This window comes from Rhodovulum sp. HP10 (genome assembly GCF_047553435.1).
In the GTDB taxonomy this organism is placed as follows: Bacteria; Pseudomonadota; Alphaproteobacteria; order Rhodobacterales; family Rhodobacteraceae; genus Rhodovulum.
In genome coordinates this window covers 2,285,132-2,301,470 of record NZ_CP180201.1, presented here as the reverse complement: position 1 = coordinate 2,301,470, position 16,339 = coordinate 2,285,132, and the positions used below count along the sequence as shown (strand labels likewise).

Here is a 16,339-nt window from a genome sequence, read left to right as displayed (position 1 = left end):
GCGGACAGGCCCGGCCTCTGGGGCAGGCCTGTCCGACGCGGCACGATGGCAGAAGCCACGGAATCCGTCATTGCCCGTGTCGATCCTGGCTGAGATTCGGCAGTGGGGCGGGAAGGAGAGGGTCAGCCGGATCGGCGCACAGTCTGTCGGTGACTGACAGGAACCATGCGGCCAAACCCGAAAGAGCCTCGACCCGCTTTCGGGAGTGTCCGGCCAGGGGCGCCTCTGCTTCCTTTTCCGCCGGGACCGTCATCGGCGGCCCCGGGCCACGGTCACATCGTCTTGTGATTCGGCGAGCCCGAAACGATCGTTCCGCCGCCGGAGGTCTTGGAGCCCAGGACCGCGACCGGCCGGTCGTCGCAGGTCATCTGCGACGCGCCCGAGACGATGACACAGCCGCAGGCGCATTTGTCTCCGACCCGCGCGACCGGCCGGCCGTCGATCAGCGCAGAGCCGCCCGTCACGATGACATTGGTCCCATGCCCCTTGCGCGGGCAGACATGGGTATCTCCGACGCGCGCGATCTGGCGCATCAGACCTCCTCCTTGATGGCGGCGCATTCCTCGCAGAGCGGCAGGCCTTCCTTGGCCGCCAGCTTCAGCGTCGGGACCTGGGCCGAGCCCGATCCGCCGACCGAGACATTGCCCTTGAGCCGGATATTGGCCGCTTCCAGCGTGATGCCCGAGCCGTCGATGGTGATCTTGCCGCCCGGCCCCTTGATCTGGAACCTCTCGAAGGCCATCAGCGTGTGCTTGCCGGTATTGTTGGTGATCGAGGTCCCGACATCGAGCACGTACTTGCCCGCCACCTCACCCTGGTAATTGCGGCCGACCTCGTAGAGGTGATCGGCCCAGACCGACTGCTTGTGAATATTGCCGACGTGGTGGATGTGGTCCTTGCCGTAATCTTCCTGCTGGTTGCGGCCGACGGTGTAATACATGTCCTGACCGATGGATTCGCGATGGTCGTTGCCGACCGAGATGGTCTTGTCATGGCCGATGGCTTCCGACTGGTCGTTGCCCACCGATTTCGAGCGGTCATGTCCGATGGAATGGCTTTCGTCATTCTCGATGATGGTGTTGTGGTCCTTCTGCGCATGCAGGAAGACCTCTTCGCGGTCCTTCTCATCCTCGAAGCGGAACTCGTTATAGCCCGCGCCCTGATGGGTGTCGGACTTGAAGGTCGAGACCGTCTTGTTGGCGGGCAGATCATAGGGCACCGGGTTCCGGCCGTTATAGACGCACCCCGTGACCAGCGGCTTGTCGGGGTCGCCGTCGAGGAACTCGACCACCACCTCCATGCCGATCCGCGGGATCACCATCCCGCCCCAGCCCGCACCGGCCCAGCTTTGCGACACCCGGCAGCGCATCGACCAGGCATCGTCCAGGTCCCAGTGGAACCGCACCAGGATACGGCCATATTCGTCGCAATCGATCTCGCCCTCGCCGACCACCGTCGCGGTCTGCGGCCCCCGCACGTCTGCCCGCGCGGTCTTCTGTTCGGGCAAAAGCGGCGCCTCGACCGGCATCAGGACGTATTGCCCGTCATAGGCGCGGCCGTCGCCATCGTCCGACCCGCCCGAGCCGTAATTGTCGGCGGTGTAGGAATGCCGCGCGCTGAGGCAGAGATACTCGCCGCCGGTGCCGGGCACCGGGTCGCCCGACAGCGTCACCCGGAGACCCGCGCCGAGCGCCACGATATCGCCCTCGGCCTCGTAACGCCGGTCCTGGCCGCGTTCCCCCGCGGCGCGCAACTCGGCCACCACCTTGCCGCGGCCCTGGTCGAGGTAATCGCCGGGCCAGTCGAAGCTCTCGATCTGGCCCTGTTCATGGACGGCGTCGCCCAGATGGTCGGTTTCCATCGCCGCCACCGGGGTCTTGAAATTGTAGTCCGTCAGCCGGATCGCCCCGGTCGTGATCCGCCGCGCGGGCCGCCAGGCGCGGAAATGCGAGATCTCCTCCTGGTGGTGGCCCTCGGCCGGCCGGAAGGGCCGCGCGCCGATGCTGTCATGGGCCTCGACCTGGTCGGTCATCACCATCTCATGGGCGCCATCCGCGTGGCGGAAATGGTAGCTGATGCCATGCCGCTCCATCATCCGGCAGGCGAAGGCCAGGTCGCTCTCGCGATACTGCACGGTGTATTCGAGTTCGGGGTAGTCGTTGGCCAGCTCGACCGTCAGCGCGCCCGCATCCGCATAGGCCGAGAGCAACTCGGTCAGGATCTCGACCACGGTCTTGTTGTGGAAGATCCGCTGGTTACGGCGGAGGCTCGCGAGAAAGGCCCAGGGCCTCAGGCGCAGCCGGTAGCGATGGCCATTGTCGCCCGAGCCCAGCCAGCGGGCCTCGGTGACGATGCCGTCGAAGGGGCGCGCGCCGTCGCGGGTGGTGAGGGTGACGGTGGCATGGGTCCCGATCAGCCGGTCGAAATCGACATCGGCCGTGGCGGCGAGGCAATCGGCAGAATAGTCGAACAGCGCGTTCAGGTGGTCGACGCCCTCGAACCGGCGGAGCACCAGGACATCCTGCCCCAGAACCGTGGAAATCCGGCCCATGCGGGCGTCCTGACGGAAGAATCCACTCATGAAATACCCTCTTTTAATACCGCTAAGGTAGTAACGCGGGGCCTGTCATGGCAACCCTTGAGACGGGATTTTATTCCGGGGTCACGATCATTGGCAGCATCACGCCGACGCCATGGGACCGGCGGCAGATGCGTAAAACTCCTGGTGCGGCAGCCCTGACACCCCGGGACGCATTCACGAGGTTTCCTTGCATTTCGCCGCTTCAGCCATCAAGCAGCCCCCTCCCCTCCCCGCACCGGGCCGCGCCGGTGCAGGCGCCTCGCACCTGTTCCGCGCGACAGCTCGTTCCGCGCCGCCCTCGGGATGCGAAGCGATCCTCGACCGCCCGCGGCCTTCCCGGAAGGGGAAAGCCCGTCGGCCAGCCGCACCGGGCACGGCACTTCGCCCCCGCGGCAAATCGCGAGGTCTTCTTCGCGGATCTGGTTTCCCCGGAGATGGGCTCGGTCTTCAGGCACCTGATATGCTGGCTCTCCAGATCTCCGGGGGCGTGGCACCGCAGGGGTGCCCGGATGATCCTTCGGCCCCGCCCCCTTGGATCACGCGGGCAGGAGGCGCCCATACCGCCCGGCGTCATCGCCCATGGGCCGGGGCTTTTCCAGGCAGATCAACCGCAGGCGCCCGTCCGCGACCGGAACCACAGCCGCGCCGTCCACTTGTTCGGGGGCGCATGACACCGGCCCCGCCGACCTCCGTCAGAGCTGCATCGCCCGGGGCGCGCGCGGCGGCCTCAGGGGCAGGTCGGCGGAAGGGCGTGGGGGCGCGTCAAGTGGCCTTGCGGGACGCGGCCCGGGTTTGCTGCAGGCGGCGCAGGAAGGCCAGAACGAACAGGCCCGTCAGCACCAGGATGATCGTGGCCGCCGGTGCGCTGTCGAGAAAGAAGCTGGCATAGGTTCCGCCCAGCATCGCCACGGCACAGACCAGGACCGACACGGCCAGCATGCGCCCGAAGCTCCGCACGATCAGGAAGGCGATGGCCCCCGGCGAGATCAGCAGCCCGACCGCCAGCACAAGCCCGGTGGCCGAAAGCGTCGCCACGATGGTCAGGGACAGGATTGCCAGCAGGCCGTAATGCAGCAACCCGACCGGCAGGCCCGAGGCTCTCGCCTGGGCCGGATCGAAGGCGTAAAGCATCAGATCCTTCCATTTCACGACCAGCACCAGGCTGACGCAGGCCGAAATCGCCCCCGCAGTCCAGAGATCCCCGGCCCCCACGCCCAGCATGTTGCCGAACAACACATGATCGAGATGCACATTGGTCCGGAGCGCGACGAACATCACGATCCCCAGCCCGAACATGCCCGAGAAGACCACGCCCATCACCGTGTCCTGCTTGATCCGGCTGTTTCCGGACAGGAACCCCGTAGCGACCGCGGTCAGCATCCCGGCCGCGAAGGCCCCCAGGATCAGCGGCAGCCCGGCGACATAGGCCAGCACGATCCCCGGCAGAACCGCATGGCTGACCGCGTCCCCCATCAGCGCCCAGCCCTTCAGCACCAGAAAGCAGGACAGCAGCGCCGTCGGCACCGAGACGATCAGGGCGATCGCGAAGGCCTTCTGCATGAAGCCGAACTGGAACGGCATCAGAAGCGTGTCGAGCATCACGCCCCCTCGGCCGTCAGGGCGGCTGCGGCCTTGCGCCGGGCGGCCAGAAGCCCGTGTTTCGGTGCCAGAAGGAAGGTCGCGAGGAAGATCAGGGTCTGCAGCAGCACGATCACGCCCCCGGTGGCGCCGTCGAGGAAATAGCTGAGATAAGTGCCCGCGAAGCCGGTCGCGGCACCGATGCCGACCGCAGTCAGGATCAGCCTCGGGAAGCGGTCGCACAGCAGATAGGCCGTCGCGCCCGGCGTCACCACCATGGCGATCACCAGGAAGGCCCCGACCGTCTGCATCGCCGCCACCACGCTGGCCGAGAGCAGCACGAAGAACACCGCCTTCAGAAGCCCCGGGCGCAGGCCGATGGAGCGGGCATGGCTTTCGTCGAAGAAGGTGACCATGAGGTCCTTCCATTTCAGCACCAAGACCGTCAGCGACACGATGCCGATGATCGCCAGCTGCAGCGTGTCCCCGGGGGTGATGGCGAGGATGTTGCCCATGGTGATGGTCTGGATCGAGACCGACATCGGGTTGACCGAGGCCATGAACAGCCCCAGCCCGAAGAAGGAGGTGAAGATGATGCCGATGACCACATCGGTCTTCAGCCCCGAGCGGTCCGACAGGAACAGCATCGCCCCCGCTGCCAGCCCGCCGGACAGAAAGGCGCCAAGCGCGAAGGGCAGCCCGAGGATATAGGCCCCGGCCACCCCCGGCACCACCGAATGCGACAGGGCGTCCCCGATCAGGGACCAGCCCTTCAGCATCAGGTAGCAGGACAGGAAGGCGCAGACGCCCCCGACCAGCGCCGAGACCCACATCGCATTGGTCATGTAGCCATAGGCGAAAGGCTCCAGAAGCGCGGTCATTCCCGGGTCTCCGCCTTGCGGGTGCGCTCGCCATATTGCACCAGAGGGCGCTCGTCATCGGTGAAGATCGAGACCTGCCGGCTGTCGTCATCCTCGTGCAGATCGGGCCCGCCCAGGGTGAAATGACGCAGAACCCCGCCGAAGGCCGCCTCGAGATTGGGGCGGGTGAAGGTGGTCTCGGTCGGGCCATGGGCCAGCACCGTGCCCTTCACCAGGATCGTTCGGTCGCAGAATTCGGGCACCGAGCCCAGATTATGGGTCGAGACCAGCATCACCCGGCCCTCGTCCTTCAGCGCGCGCAAAAGCGCGATGATCTGGTCCTCGGTCTTCACGTCGACGCCTGTGAAGGGCTCGTCGAGCAGGATCACCTGCCCGTCCTGGGCCAGCGCGCGGGCCAGGAAGACGCGCTTCTTCTGGCCCCCCGACAGCTCGCCGATCTGGCGGTGGCGGAACTCGAGCATCCCCACCCGGCCGAGCGCGGCCTCGACAGCGGCGCGGTCTGCCGTCGCGGGCCGGCGCAGAAAGCCCATATGGCCGTAACGGCCCATCATCACCACATCCTCGACCAGAACCGGGAAGGACCAATCCACCTCCTCGGATTGCGGCACATAGGAGACGAGGTTGCGGCGCAGCGCCTCCTTCACGCCGAGGCCCAGCAGGCGGATATCGCCCTGCGCCACCGGCACGAAGCCCATGATCGCCTTGAACAGCGTGGATTTCCCTGCGCCATTGACCCCGACAAGGGCGGTGACGGTGCCGCGCGGGATCCGGAACGAGGCGTTTCGCAGCGCGGTATGGCCGTTGCGGTAGGTGACGGTCACCCCGCGCGCCTCGATGCCGCCCGCGGTGTCTGCGGCGTCGGGATTCGCGGCATCTGGCGGCGGCGCCCCGTCCGTCTTCAGCTCATCCTTCATGCCGTCCCTCCTCCCGGAAAGACCCCGCCGGATGTCGCGCCCCGGCAGGGCCGTCTGCCCCACCGGGCGTCAGTTCGCGGTTGCACTCAGCCCGTCCGCCACGGTCTGCGACGTGACCCTCAGCAGATCGAGATAACTCGGCACCGGTCCGCCCGGTTCCGACAGGCTGTCGACATAGAGCACCCCGCCATATCTGGCGCCGGTCTCGCGCGCGACCTGTTCGGCCGGGGCGGTGTTGACGGTGCTTTCGCAGAAGACCACCGGAACATCGTTCTGCCTGACCCCGTCGATCACCGCGCGCACCTGTTGCGGCGTGCCCATCCGATCGGCATTCATCGGCCAGAGATACAGCTCCTTCAGCCCGAAATCCCGCGCCAGGTAACTGAACGCGCCCTCGCAGGTGACCAGCCAGCGCTGCGCCTCGGGAATGGTCGCGATCTCGGCCTTCAGCGGCTCGAGCGTGGCGCGCAGCGCGTCCTTGTAAGCGGTGGCATTCCGGACATAGGTCGCGGCATTGGCGAGGTCGTGCTCGGCAAAGGCGTCGAGGATATTGTCGACATAGACAAGCGCCGTCTCGAGCCCCATCCAGGCATGCGGGTTCGGCTTGCCCCGATAGGCGCCCTCGGCGATCGGGATCGGGTCGATGCCCTCGCTCAGCGTGACCGAGGGCACGTCGCCGAGATGGTCCAGGAACTGCTGGAACCACAGCTCGAGATTCAGGCCGTTCGACAGGATCAGGTCGGCATCCTGCGCCCGGAGGATGTCGCGCGGCGTCGGCTCATAGCCGTGGATCTCGGCCCCCGGCTTGGTGATCGAGACCACATCGGCCGCATCGCCTGCCACATGCCGGGCCATGTCGGCCAGGACCGTGAAGGTCGTCACCACCTTCATCCGGTCTGCATCCGCAAGTGCGGCGCCCGCCATCAGCCCGGCCGTAGCCGCCACCCCGATCAGGCCTGTCATCTTCAGGCTCATGGACCGTCCTTTCCAGGGTTCGGGCAATCGCCCTGCACGGGCCGCCCAGTTGCAAGAGAGTCGCAGATACAGATAGCAGCCCCATGGCTTGTTGCAAGTTATTTGCAATTGCAGCCCGCAACCGGAGGCCTGCCACCCCCTGCCTGCCTTCCCGGCCGCCCGGGTCCGGCGGCCCTGCCTGTCGTCAAGCCGGATGACCTTGCCACGCGTTCATGCTATGGCATCGCTTCAGCCCGACCGGCCCGCTCCGGTGTCGGGCACAGGACATCACCGACGGAGCGGACGCCCCATGACCAAAGCCAGCCCCGAGTCCTTGCTCGACATCTGTCGGCGGCACGGTCTTCGCATCACCGGGCAACGCCGGGTCATCCTCGAGGTGCTGGATGCGGCCGGGGATCATCCCGATGTCGAAGAGCTGCATCGCAGGGTCGCCGCCATCGAGCCGGGGATCAACATCGCCACCGTCTACCGGACGATGAACAAGCTTGCCGAGAAGGGGCTGATCGAACGCCACATGTTCGAGGACGGACGCCTGCGCTACGAACCGGCCCCCGAACAGCATCACGACCATTTCATCAATCTCGAGACCGGCGAGGTGGTCGAATTCAGATCCGACGAGATCGAGCGGCTGCAGGAAGAGATCGCCCGCAAGCACGGTTTCGAGATCGTCAGCCACAAGCTGGAACTCTATGTCAGGCCGCGCAAACCGCGCTGACCGGGCCGGGTCAGGGGCGCAACCTGCGGCGCCCTCATCATTGTCATGAAAACTTCTGAAAGCCCGGCGCATTGACAGTCGCGCGCCGCTCTCGCATCTCTGGCGCGGTTCAGGTGCCGGATCGATGTCCGGTGAAAAGGGAATCCGGGACGGCCCGTCGGCCGGAGCCGGAACTGCCCCCGCAACTGTAGGCGGACAGCCTGCCCGACATGCCACTGGCCGCGCGCGCCGGGAAGGCCGGGCAAGGCGCTCATCCGCGAGTCAGGAAACCTGCCTGGACCGATCACCTGTTCCGGCCGCGTGGGGCGTGCCGGGAGCGGCCTTCCGCAAAGGTGACACCGCCGCTCCGCGACGCCGGTCGCGGGGTTTCGTTTCCAGTTCCGGCGCGCGCCGAGCGCGGGCCGTTCGAAAGGCATGTCACGATGACGACCGAAGATACCTCCTCCCTCCGCCCTGCGCTTCCTCGGGCAGATCATGTCGGCTCGCTGTTGCGCCCGCAGGCGATTGCCGGGGCCAGGATGCAGGGCCTGAAAGGCGCCGAGCTCTGCGCCGTCGAGGACCGCGAAATCGCCGCCCTGGTCGCGATGCAGAAGGAGGCCGGGCTCCGGGTCTTCACCGATGGCGAGGCCCGCCGCCAGTTCTGGCATTACGATTTCATGGGGATGCTGACCGGACTGGACATGAAGCCCTCGACCCGCAGCCTGCCGTTCCAGACAAAGCACAAGACCCCGCCCATCGAGGCGCATCTGACCGGGCCGCTGGATTTCCCGGCAGATCATCCGATGCTGCGCCATTTCACCTATCTCCGGGATCTGGTGGCGCCGGGCGAGGGCATCGCCAAGATCTCGATCCCGGGGCCCTCGGCCTGCCATTACCGGATGGTTCCCGGCAATATCGACTACCGGCCCTATCTGGATCAGGAACTGCTGTTCCATGACATCGCCGCGACCTACCGCAAGGCGGTCAGGGCCTTCTACGATGTCGGCTGCCGCTATCTGCAGCTCGACGACATCTTCTTCGCCTATCTCGGCGACGAGACCCAGCGCGAAGAGCGTCGCGCCATGGGCCAGGATCCCGACGCGCTGATCCGCAAATATGCCTGGATGCTGGAAGAGGCGATCCGGGATCGCCCGGCCGACATGCTGATCGGGATGCATATGTGCCGCGGCAATTTCCGCTCCTCGCATGTGGCCGAGGGCGGCTATCACGTCGCGGCCGACGCGATCTTCAACTGCACTTCGGTCGATATCTACCTGATGGAATACGATACCGGGCGGGCCGGCGGGCTCGAGCCGCTGGCCGCGCTGCCGAAGGGCCGCAAGCGGGTCATGCCCGGCTTCATCACCACCAAGACCGGCAAGCTGGAATCGCTGGACTGGATCAGGGCGAAATATGACGAGGTGTCGAAATATGTCGATATCGGCCAGCTCGGCGTCGCACCCCAATGCGGTTTCGCCTCGACCGAGCATGGCAACGAGATCACCGAGGACGACCAGAAGCGCAAGCTGGAGTTGGTCGTGAAGAGCGCCGAGGCGATCTGGGGCGAAACCTGACGCAAAGGGGACGGGGCGGGGCGCCCGGAACGGAGGCAGGCCCGTCTTGTCTCCTGCGGGCGCCCTTTCGCCGGGATCTGCCGCAGAGGGTCCCGACCGGCCGGGGATGCGCCGCTCTCCGGCCGGGCGCCAGACCTCCAAGGCAGACGCCGACAAGGCCTGGATTCGGAAGGCCGTCGCTCCGCCCGGCGCCTGGATCGCGAACAGGCCCCTCGCGCCGAGAACATGCGCCGATGCCACCTTTCGCGACATGTCTCCGATGTCTTTCCGCCCCGCCCCCGGTGTCGCCCGGCGGCCGGGTCCGGGGCGCGGGGCCTGCGCCCATTCGCCCGGCGGTGCGGCTTACCGCCCGTCGCCGATCAGCCCCAGACGCTGCGGATCGGTCACGGTGACATGGCGCCGGCGGCTGGCCACGATGCCCGCCTTTTCCCAGGCGCTCAGCAGGCGGCTGACGCTGTGCAGCGTCGTGCCGGTCATGTCCGAGATGTCCTGCCGCGTCACCGGAAAGGCGATCTCGATCCCCGCCTCCACCTCGCGGCCCGACTGCGCGATCAGCCGCAACAGCGCCCCCGCCACGCGCTGCTGCACCTGTTGCGTGGCCATCTCGATCAGCCGCGCATTCATCTCGCCGACGCGGGTGCCGACGGTCCTGTAGCCCTCTTCGGCGAAGCCGTCATAGCGGGCCGTGAAACCGTCCCAGAGGCTCATCGGCCAGGACAGCGTCAGACAGTCCCGCGCGCAGATCGCCGTGGCGGGATAGCTCTCGCGCCGGAGCGCCCGGGCAATCCCGAAAAGCTGTCCCGACGGGATATGGAGCGCGGTCACCGCCGTGCCTTCGGCGGTGATGCGCATGACCCGGATCACGCCGTCCAGAAGCAGATGGAAACGCTCTGCCGGGTGGCCCTCGCGGAACACGGCCGCGCCCTCGTCAAAACGCCGGGCGGTGGCCAGATCGAGGATCTCGCGGATCTGTCCCCGGTCGAGCCGCCGGAACGGGCCGACATCCTGCAACAGGCTTTCATCCAGTTTTGCGACCATGAACCGGCCCCGAATTTGTCGAAACGCAATGAGGTCTGGCCCGCGACAGCGCAAAAGGGAAGGCATGAAAACGCATGTGACGGCGAAAGGAGGCTTCCCCTGCGACATCTGCTGTCCCCCCTGTTGCGGCAGCCCCATCGCCCGTGCCGCATCGGCGCTCTCCCGGAAGGGGACAAGGCCCGGCCGCGGCGACATTGCGGGGCGGCCTTTCGTACCCGGAAACGGGCCGGATGCTCCGGAACTCGACGAGAGGCTGACCGCTCGCCGGACGACTGGCGGCGGCGCCGGCGACACGGGCCCCGGGCCGCGCGGGACCGGCTCGGCGATCCCCGGTGCGAACATCCCCGGCGCCAGGCGCGCGCCGCCCCTCGCAAGCGGCATGGCGGTGCCGCCCCGGATCGGCCTGGCCGGGAAGCAACAGCCTGCCGGGACGGCCGGGCCCTTTGGGGAACTCCCGGCGCAGATGCCTTGACAGCGACGACGAGGTCTTCGCAGGGCCGCAAATCCGGGCAGAGCTCCGCCCAATCCGGAAAGGAACCATCATGACCAGACTGTCGCAGCTTGCCCTGTTTTCCTACGGCTTCCGGCCGTTCTTCCTGTTGGCTGCACTGTTCGCGGCGGCGGTCATCCCGCTCTGGCTGGCGGTCTGGGCCGGACATGCCGCGATTGCCGGCCCCTTCGGCCCGCGCGACTGGCATATCCACGAGATGCTGTTCGGCTATGTGCCCGCGGTCCTGACGGGCTTTCTGTTCACCGCCATCCCGAACTGGACCGGACGGATGCCCCGAAGCGGCCTGCCGCTGGTGGCGCTGAGCGGGCTGTGGCTGCTGGCACGACTGGCCGTCGCGGGGGTGATCGCCCTGCCCGCCTGGGCGGTGATGGCGCTCGACCTGTCCTTCCTGCTGGCGGTGGCGGCAATCGCCCTGATCGAGATCGTCGCGGGACGGAACTGGCGCAACCTCGCGGTGATCGTGCCGGTCGGGCTGATGGCCGCCGCCAATGCAACCTTCCATGTCGAGGCGATGACGCGGGGCGCGGCCGATATCGGCATTCGCGCGGGCTTTGCCTGCACCCTTTTCCTGATCCTGCTGATCGGCGGGCGGATCGTGCCGAGCTTCACCCGGAACTGGCTGAGCCGGCAGGGGCCGGGCGCCCTGCCCGCGCCCTTCGGCCGGTTCGACCGGCTGGCGCTTCTGGCAAGCGCCGCGGTGCTGACCCTGTGGTCCTTCGCGCCGGGCCTGCCCGGCCTGTCCGCCGCCTTTGCCGGGCTGGCGGGTCTGCATCTGGTGCGGCTGGCGCGCTGGCGGGGCTGGCGCTGCGGGCGGGCACCGATCCTCTGGACCCTGCATATCGCCTATCTGTTCCTGCCGCTGGGATTTGTCGCGCTGGCGCTGGGGGCGCCGGTGGCCGGGCTGCACCTGCTGGGCATCGGCGCGATCGGGGGGATGACGCTGGCTGTCATGATGCGGGCCTCGATGGGCCATACCGGCCGGCCGCTTCAGGCCGGAGGACTGCTGACCGCCGCGTTCCTGTTGCTTTGCGCGGCGGCGGTGACACGCGCGGTCCTGCCCGATCAGGGCTTTGGCGCCATTGGCGGGCTGGCTCTGAGCGGCACGCTCTGGACCCTGGCCTTCACGGGCTTCCTGCTGAAGGTCGGGCCCTGGCTGGCCCTGCCATCGGTGACCCGGCGCCAGCCGAGCCCGGCCCCGCCGCCCCGCAACTGAACAGGGGGCGGCGCGCCCGGGCGCCGGGCTGAACCGGCAGGGGACGGCCCCGTCCGGGCAGAAAGCCCCGGATCCGCCGCCCGCCCATGGCAAAGGCGCAGCCCCCTGTCGTTCGGGCGAGCAGGGGGCGGGCCGCCGTCGCGCGGCGTGATCGCGGCGCGACTGTTCCTTGCCCCGTGCCGCCGCGCGCCGTCAGCAAGGCGGGTGTGTCGGTCGTCGCCGGTCCCGGCAGGGCAATGCAGGCTGCTGTTTTCCTTCTGTCTTTCGACGGATTGCCCTTCCCGCATGAGGCCGCTCCCGACGGAGCGCCGCCCGGGGGGCTCGATTTGACGCAGTCGCCAGACCTCAATTCCGATTGAAACACTCGGAATCACGGTTAGGCTTTTCCTGCCGGTCCCAGCGACAAGAGTCTCAAGCCAGGCCGAACCGCGCATCGATCATGTGAGGGGCCATGCTTGAGATTTCCGACCTGTGCGTCGAGGTGGCCGGGCAACCGGTTCTCCACGATATCAACCTTTCACTGGGCGACGGAGAGCTGCATGTGCTTCTCGGCCCGAACGGCTCGGGCAAGTCCAGCCTGCTGGCCACCATTCTCGGCCTGCCCGGCTATCGCATCACCGGCGGCGGGATCCGCTTCGACGGCACGCCGCTTCGCGACCTGAGCCTTCAGGACCGGGCCGGGCTGGGCATCGGGATGGCCTTCCAGCGCCCGCCCAGCCTGGGCGGCGTTTCGGTCTCGGCCTTTGCCGCGGCCCTTGGCGCCTCGGATATCCTCGCGCGCGAGGCGGCGGCACTGGATCTGTCCGATTTCGTGACCCGCGACATGAATGTCGGTTTCTCGGGCGGCGAGATCAAGCGCTGGGAGATCCTGAAACTGTTCCTGCAGGACCCGCGCCTGATGCTGTTCGACGAGCCCGAAAGCGGGGTCGATCTGGAACATGTCAGCGCCATCGGACAGGCGATCCGCCGGATCACCCGCAGCACCGACCGCAAGGGGCGGTCCCGCGCGGGCCTCGTCATCACCCATACCGGGCTGATCCTGTCCCATGTCGAGGCCGACCGTGCCCATATCATGAAGGACGGGCGCCTACTGCACTCGGGCGATCCCGGGGCACTGTTCCGGCATGTCCGGTCCCATGGCTACACCGTGCCCGCCGCCGCCTGAGCGCGGGCCAAGCAGAAGGAGAGACAGATGGACTTGGCGACGACCCCCGAAAACGATCTGACGAATGCCGAACGCGACATCCTGCACGATGTCGGCTTCGCCGATGAGACGACCCGTGCCGGCACCTCGGTTCTGGCCGATCACCGGATGCGCATGGCGCTGTCGAACGATCCCGACGTGGTGATCCTGCCGCTGGCCGAGGCGCTGAAGAGCTATGACTTCGTGCAGGGGCTGATGTTCGGGCTGGTCGATCCGGAGGAGAACGACCACATCCGGCTGGTTGCCGAGCACATGCATGACCCGCTCGGCCATTTCATCTGGGTCAGGCCCGGCGCCCGGGTGCGGCTGCCGGTGCAGAGCTTCACCCTGATGGAAACGCCCCAGGCGCGGCAGTTCACCCATGACATCACCCTGATCGACGAGGGTGCCGAGGTCGAGATGGTCTCGGGCTCGGGCGTGCCGACCGACCTGCGCAAGGGCCGCCACATCTCGATCGGCGAAACCTATCTGCGCAAGGGCGCCAGATGCAGCTCGGTCACGATCGAGCATTGGGGTCCGGAAATGGAGGTCTATTCCTACGGCTATTCGCAGCTCGACGCGACCGCGACCAGCAGCGCGACCGCGATCATGATGTCGCCGGTCCGCCATCACAGCAGCCGCTCGGTCTCGACGCTGGGGGCGGGCGCCTCTGCCGTCTCGCAAGCGATCGTCTTCGCGCCCGAGGGCACCGAACGGGTGCTGGTCTCGGAAACCCGGTTAGCCGCGACCGGAGCCAAATCCAAGGACGTCACGCGGATGGTCTCGGCGGGCGGAACCATCGTCAACGAGGCGCTTCTGATCGGCGATGCCGCGGGCAGCGAGGGGTTCCTGGGCTGCGACGGGCTCAAGCTGAAGGAAAGCGGCGAGATCCGCGCCGTGCCCTCGCTGCGCGCCCTGGCCGAGGGCTCCCAGCTGTCGCATGAGGCCTCGGTGGGCATGATCGACAGCGAGAAGCTGAGCTATCTCGTGGCCTCGGGCATGGCCGAGGACGCGGCGCGCGACCTGATCGTACAGGGCTTTCTGGCGCTGAACGACGAGCAGATCCCGGAGACCCTGCGCCGCCGCGTGACGGAGATGGTGGCCGAGGCGAAATCCGGGGGAATGTAGCCGCGCGCCGACATCGACCGCCGAGATTGACCCGGGGCGGGGGTGGCCCGATCTGGCGACGCTGCCACCGCCTCCCGGACCTGTCCGATCCTGCGGGCGCACCCGACAGTCGCAGGCTTGCCCGGCATGGCCCGCCGGGCGGGCTGTTTTCCGTCTTGAACCGTGACGAAAGATAACGGGACAAAGCCATTTCCCGGGCCGGCCGCATCGCAGGCGAAGACCGCGCCCGCCATGCCTTGCACGGATGCGACGGTCTTCGGAGCAAGGACGGGGCGCCGATGAGCCTCCTCCGGGCCGCGATGCCCCTCTGGATGCGCGGGGGCAAGGCGGCCTCGTTGTCGCAAGGGCTGCGGCGGATTGCATCGCACAACGCCGGCAGAGGCTTGTATCGTGACGGAACCGCAGCAGGGACAAAACGCCTTGAAGCTCGGGACGAGCATGGCCGATCGACGGGATATCGAGGGGATCGCCTGCATTCTGCATCTCGGCGGGTTCCGCGAGGTGCATACCATCCCGGTCTCGGGAATGCCGCTTTGTACCGCTTTTCCAGCGCAGGGCGCGGCGGCGGAACAGGAGCACTCTGGAAAGGAACACCCGCCCGCGGTGACGGTCCGAAGCACGGACCGCCGGTTGGAGGCGCGCTGGGGACACCATTGGCTGCCTCCCTCCCTGACGCTGCTCCCGATGCCTGCGCCCGGAAGGGCGCGCGGAACGACCGCTCAGCGGCGCTTCCCGGACGCGGCGCAAACGGGCTCGAGGAGAATGGCACCGGGCTGACCGCCGCGCGGCGCCGGACGCAAGGGACCTTCCCCGCCGGAAGGGGTCTTGCCCCGTCCCCTGCCCGTCAGCCCGGCTGATCCAGCATCAGCCGCACCGCCTTTTCCAGCCTGCGACGCTCCATGACCGGGAAAACGCGCGCGATCCGGATCTCGAGGCGGCCATTGGCGACGATGCATCTGGCGCGCCCCTCGCGGCGGTCGATCTGAAACTGATCCGGGCGCCGTGCCGGACCCGGCAGGCAGCGCCTTGCGCCCGGAAAAGGGCCCGGGGAAAGGCGCGGGCGCGCTGCCGGCAGGCTCCTACTGTCCCGCCGCCCGGTGCAGCACGCAGAGCTCGCCGGTCTCCGAGCGGTTGGCCCAGCCCTACAGCTTGTCGCGGATCGCGACGGCGAGCTCGGGATCAGCCTCGAGCCGGGCAGCCAGCACCAGCCGGAACGCGCGCGGGATCGCCGGGGCATGGTCGAGACAGGGGCCGAGGTGCAAACGACCACAGCCGTGCCCCTAGGCGTGGCGCGCCTGGAGGGCACTGATGGCATTTTGGGTTGCGGGGGCAGGCAACCGCCGCAAGATACCGGAACTCATTTGCGCCGTCTGACTGCTTTTCCAGAAAATAGACACAAGGGCGGGGAGCAGGCGCTTGAGGTTGTCGCGGTGAACCGCCCTGGTATCCGAATGGCAGACCTTTAGCACGCGACAGAGATCGGCTTGCGCCACCACTGGCTGCGTGATTCACGCTCTCCAACCGTGGGAGGGTGTGATGGGCAATCTTCTCCGGCTGACGGACGAGCAGATGGCACGGCTCAAGCCGTTTGTCGGGGAAACATTCCCCCGGACTGTTTTCTGATTCTCCAAAATCCCGAAGAGCCATGGCCGTCCCGGGGTGGATGATCACCGTGGTCTTAGCGGAATAATCTTCTTCAAGCGCAATGGGTTGTGCTGGCGCGATGCCGCGAAGGAATACGGTCATCCCAAGACCTGTTCAGTCCCGGCATCTGGTGGATCGGGTTCAGGATGAATCTGTCGGGCTTGGACGAGGCGCGCAGGATCTCGTTGCGCGCGGAAGCTCCGGCAGTTTACGGCGTCCACGACCTCGCGTCGCGACCTTCTGCGGCGCCCCGGGCTGCAATGGCAGCGTGGCTGGCGCGCGTGTCGACGGCGCCGTCGGCGGTGGCGATCTCTTCGCCCCACGGGATTCGGGCGCCTCCCCGTCCCGGCAGGCCATCGGGCTACCCATGCGCCCGCCCCGTCCGCGCTCGCCCAGCGATCGCTTGCAAGCCTTGCCTGATTGAA

12 protein-coding genes, 2 pseudogenes and 1 riboswitch are annotated in these 16,339 nt (G+C 67.5%); of the genes and pseudogenes, 6 read left to right on the top strand and 8 right to left on the bottom strand.

What is annotated here, in order from left to right; translation table 11 throughout:
• Positions 1–272: 272 nt before the first annotated feature.
• The 6 genes from ACK8CO_RS10815 to ACK8CO_RS10790 all read right to left on the bottom strand — a co-directional run bounded on the left by ACK8CO_RS10815 (position 273) and on the right by ACK8CO_RS10790 (position 6,929).
• A complete protein-coding gene (locus ACK8CO_RS10815) occupies positions 273–533 on the bottom strand; it encodes a PAAR domain-containing protein (RefSeq protein WP_414896624.1) in 261 nt (86 codons plus the stop codon).
• A complete protein-coding gene (locus ACK8CO_RS10810; RefSeq protein WP_414896623.1) occupies positions 533–2,581 on the bottom strand; it encodes a type VI secretion system Vgr family protein in 2,049 nt (682 codons plus the stop codon). Before ACK8CO_RS10810 ends, ACK8CO_RS10815 begins: the two co-directional genes overlap by 1 nt.
• Before the next feature lie 762 nt (positions 2,582–3,343).
• Positions 3,344–4,180, bottom strand: coding sequence for a metal ABC transporter permease (locus ACK8CO_RS10805; protein ID WP_414896622.1), 837 nt, complete (start codon positions 4,178–4,180; stop codon positions 3,344–3,346).
• Positions 4,180–5,040, bottom strand: a complete 861-nt coding sequence (locus tag ACK8CO_RS10800) for a metal ABC transporter permease (protein WP_414896621.1) — start codon at positions 5,038–5,040, stop codon at positions 4,180–4,182. Before ACK8CO_RS10800 ends, ACK8CO_RS10805 begins: the two co-directional genes overlap by 1 nt.
• A complete protein-coding gene (locus tag ACK8CO_RS10795; RefSeq protein WP_414896620.1) occupies positions 5,037–5,954 on the bottom strand; it encodes a manganese/iron ABC transporter ATP-binding protein in 918 nt (305 codons plus the stop codon). Before ACK8CO_RS10795 ends, ACK8CO_RS10800 begins: the two co-directional genes overlap by 4 nt.
• A gap of 69 nt (positions 5,955–6,023) precedes the next feature.
• Positions 6,024–6,929 (bottom strand): metal ABC transporter substrate-binding protein, encoded by a 906-nt coding sequence (locus tag ACK8CO_RS10790; protein ID WP_414896619.1) that lies wholly within the window; start codon positions 6,927–6,929, stop codon positions 6,024–6,026.
• A gap of 289 nt (positions 6,930–7,218) precedes the next feature.
• Between ACK8CO_RS10790 and ACK8CO_RS10785 the strand changes: the two genes are divergently transcribed.
• Both ACK8CO_RS10785 and ACK8CO_RS10780 read left to right on the top strand, forming a co-directional pair.
• A complete protein-coding gene (locus ACK8CO_RS10785) occupies positions 7,219–7,644 on the top strand; it encodes a Fur family transcriptional regulator (RefSeq protein ID WP_080618127.1) in 426 nt (141 codons plus the stop codon).
• Positions 7,645–7,738: 94 nt separating this feature from the next.
• A riboswitch (cobalamin riboswitch) is annotated at positions 7,739–7,937 on the top strand.
• Positions 7,938–8,066: 129 nt separating this feature from the next.
• On the top strand, positions 8,067–9,197 hold the full coding sequence (locus ACK8CO_RS10780) for a 5-methyltetrahydropteroyltriglutamate--homocysteine S-methyltransferase (RefSeq protein ID WP_414896618.1): 1,131 nt from the start codon (positions 8,067–8,069) through the stop codon (positions 9,195–9,197).
• Positions 9,198–9,539: 342 nt separating this feature from the next.
• Here ACK8CO_RS10780 and ACK8CO_RS10775 read toward each other — a convergent pair whose 3' ends face one another.
• Positions 9,540–10,235 carry a Crp/Fnr family transcriptional regulator gene (locus ACK8CO_RS10775; protein ID WP_155774199.1) on the bottom strand — a complete coding sequence of 232 codons (696 nt, stop codon included), beginning with the start codon at positions 10,233–10,235 and terminating at the stop codon, positions 9,540–9,542.
• Positions 10,236–10,777: 542 nt separating this feature from the next.
• Here ACK8CO_RS10775 and ACK8CO_RS10770 point away from each other — a divergent pair.
• The 4 genes and pseudogenes from ACK8CO_RS10770 to ACK8CO_RS10755 form a co-directional block, all read left to right on the top strand.
• Positions 10,778–11,959: an NnrS family protein gene (locus tag ACK8CO_RS10770; RefSeq protein WP_414896617.1), complete on the top strand. Its 1,182-nt coding sequence runs from the start codon at positions 10,778–10,780 to the stop codon at positions 11,957–11,959.
• Between the two features lie 451 nt (positions 11,960–12,410).
• Entirely contained in the window at positions 12,411–13,124 is a 714-nt protein-coding gene (locus ACK8CO_RS10765) for an ABC transporter ATP-binding protein (RefSeq protein ID WP_155774198.1), read from the top strand.
• A 27-nt stretch (positions 13,125–13,151) separates the two neighbouring features.
• A complete protein-coding gene (locus ACK8CO_RS10760) occupies positions 13,152–14,270 on the top strand; it encodes a SufD family Fe-S cluster assembly protein (protein WP_414896616.1) in 1,119 nt (372 codons plus the stop codon).
• 1,536 nt (positions 14,271–15,806) lie between these two features.
• A pseudogene (locus ACK8CO_RS10755) lies at positions 15,807–16,025 on the top strand (transposase); the annotation flags it as partial.
• Between the two features lie 100 nt (positions 16,026–16,125).
• On the opposite strand, the pseudogene ACK8CO_RS10750 reads toward ACK8CO_RS10755, so the two are convergent.
• Positions 16,126–16,248, bottom strand: a pseudogene (locus ACK8CO_RS10750) (IS5/IS1182 family transposase); the annotation flags it as partial.
• Positions 16,249–16,339 lie beyond the last annotated feature (91 nt).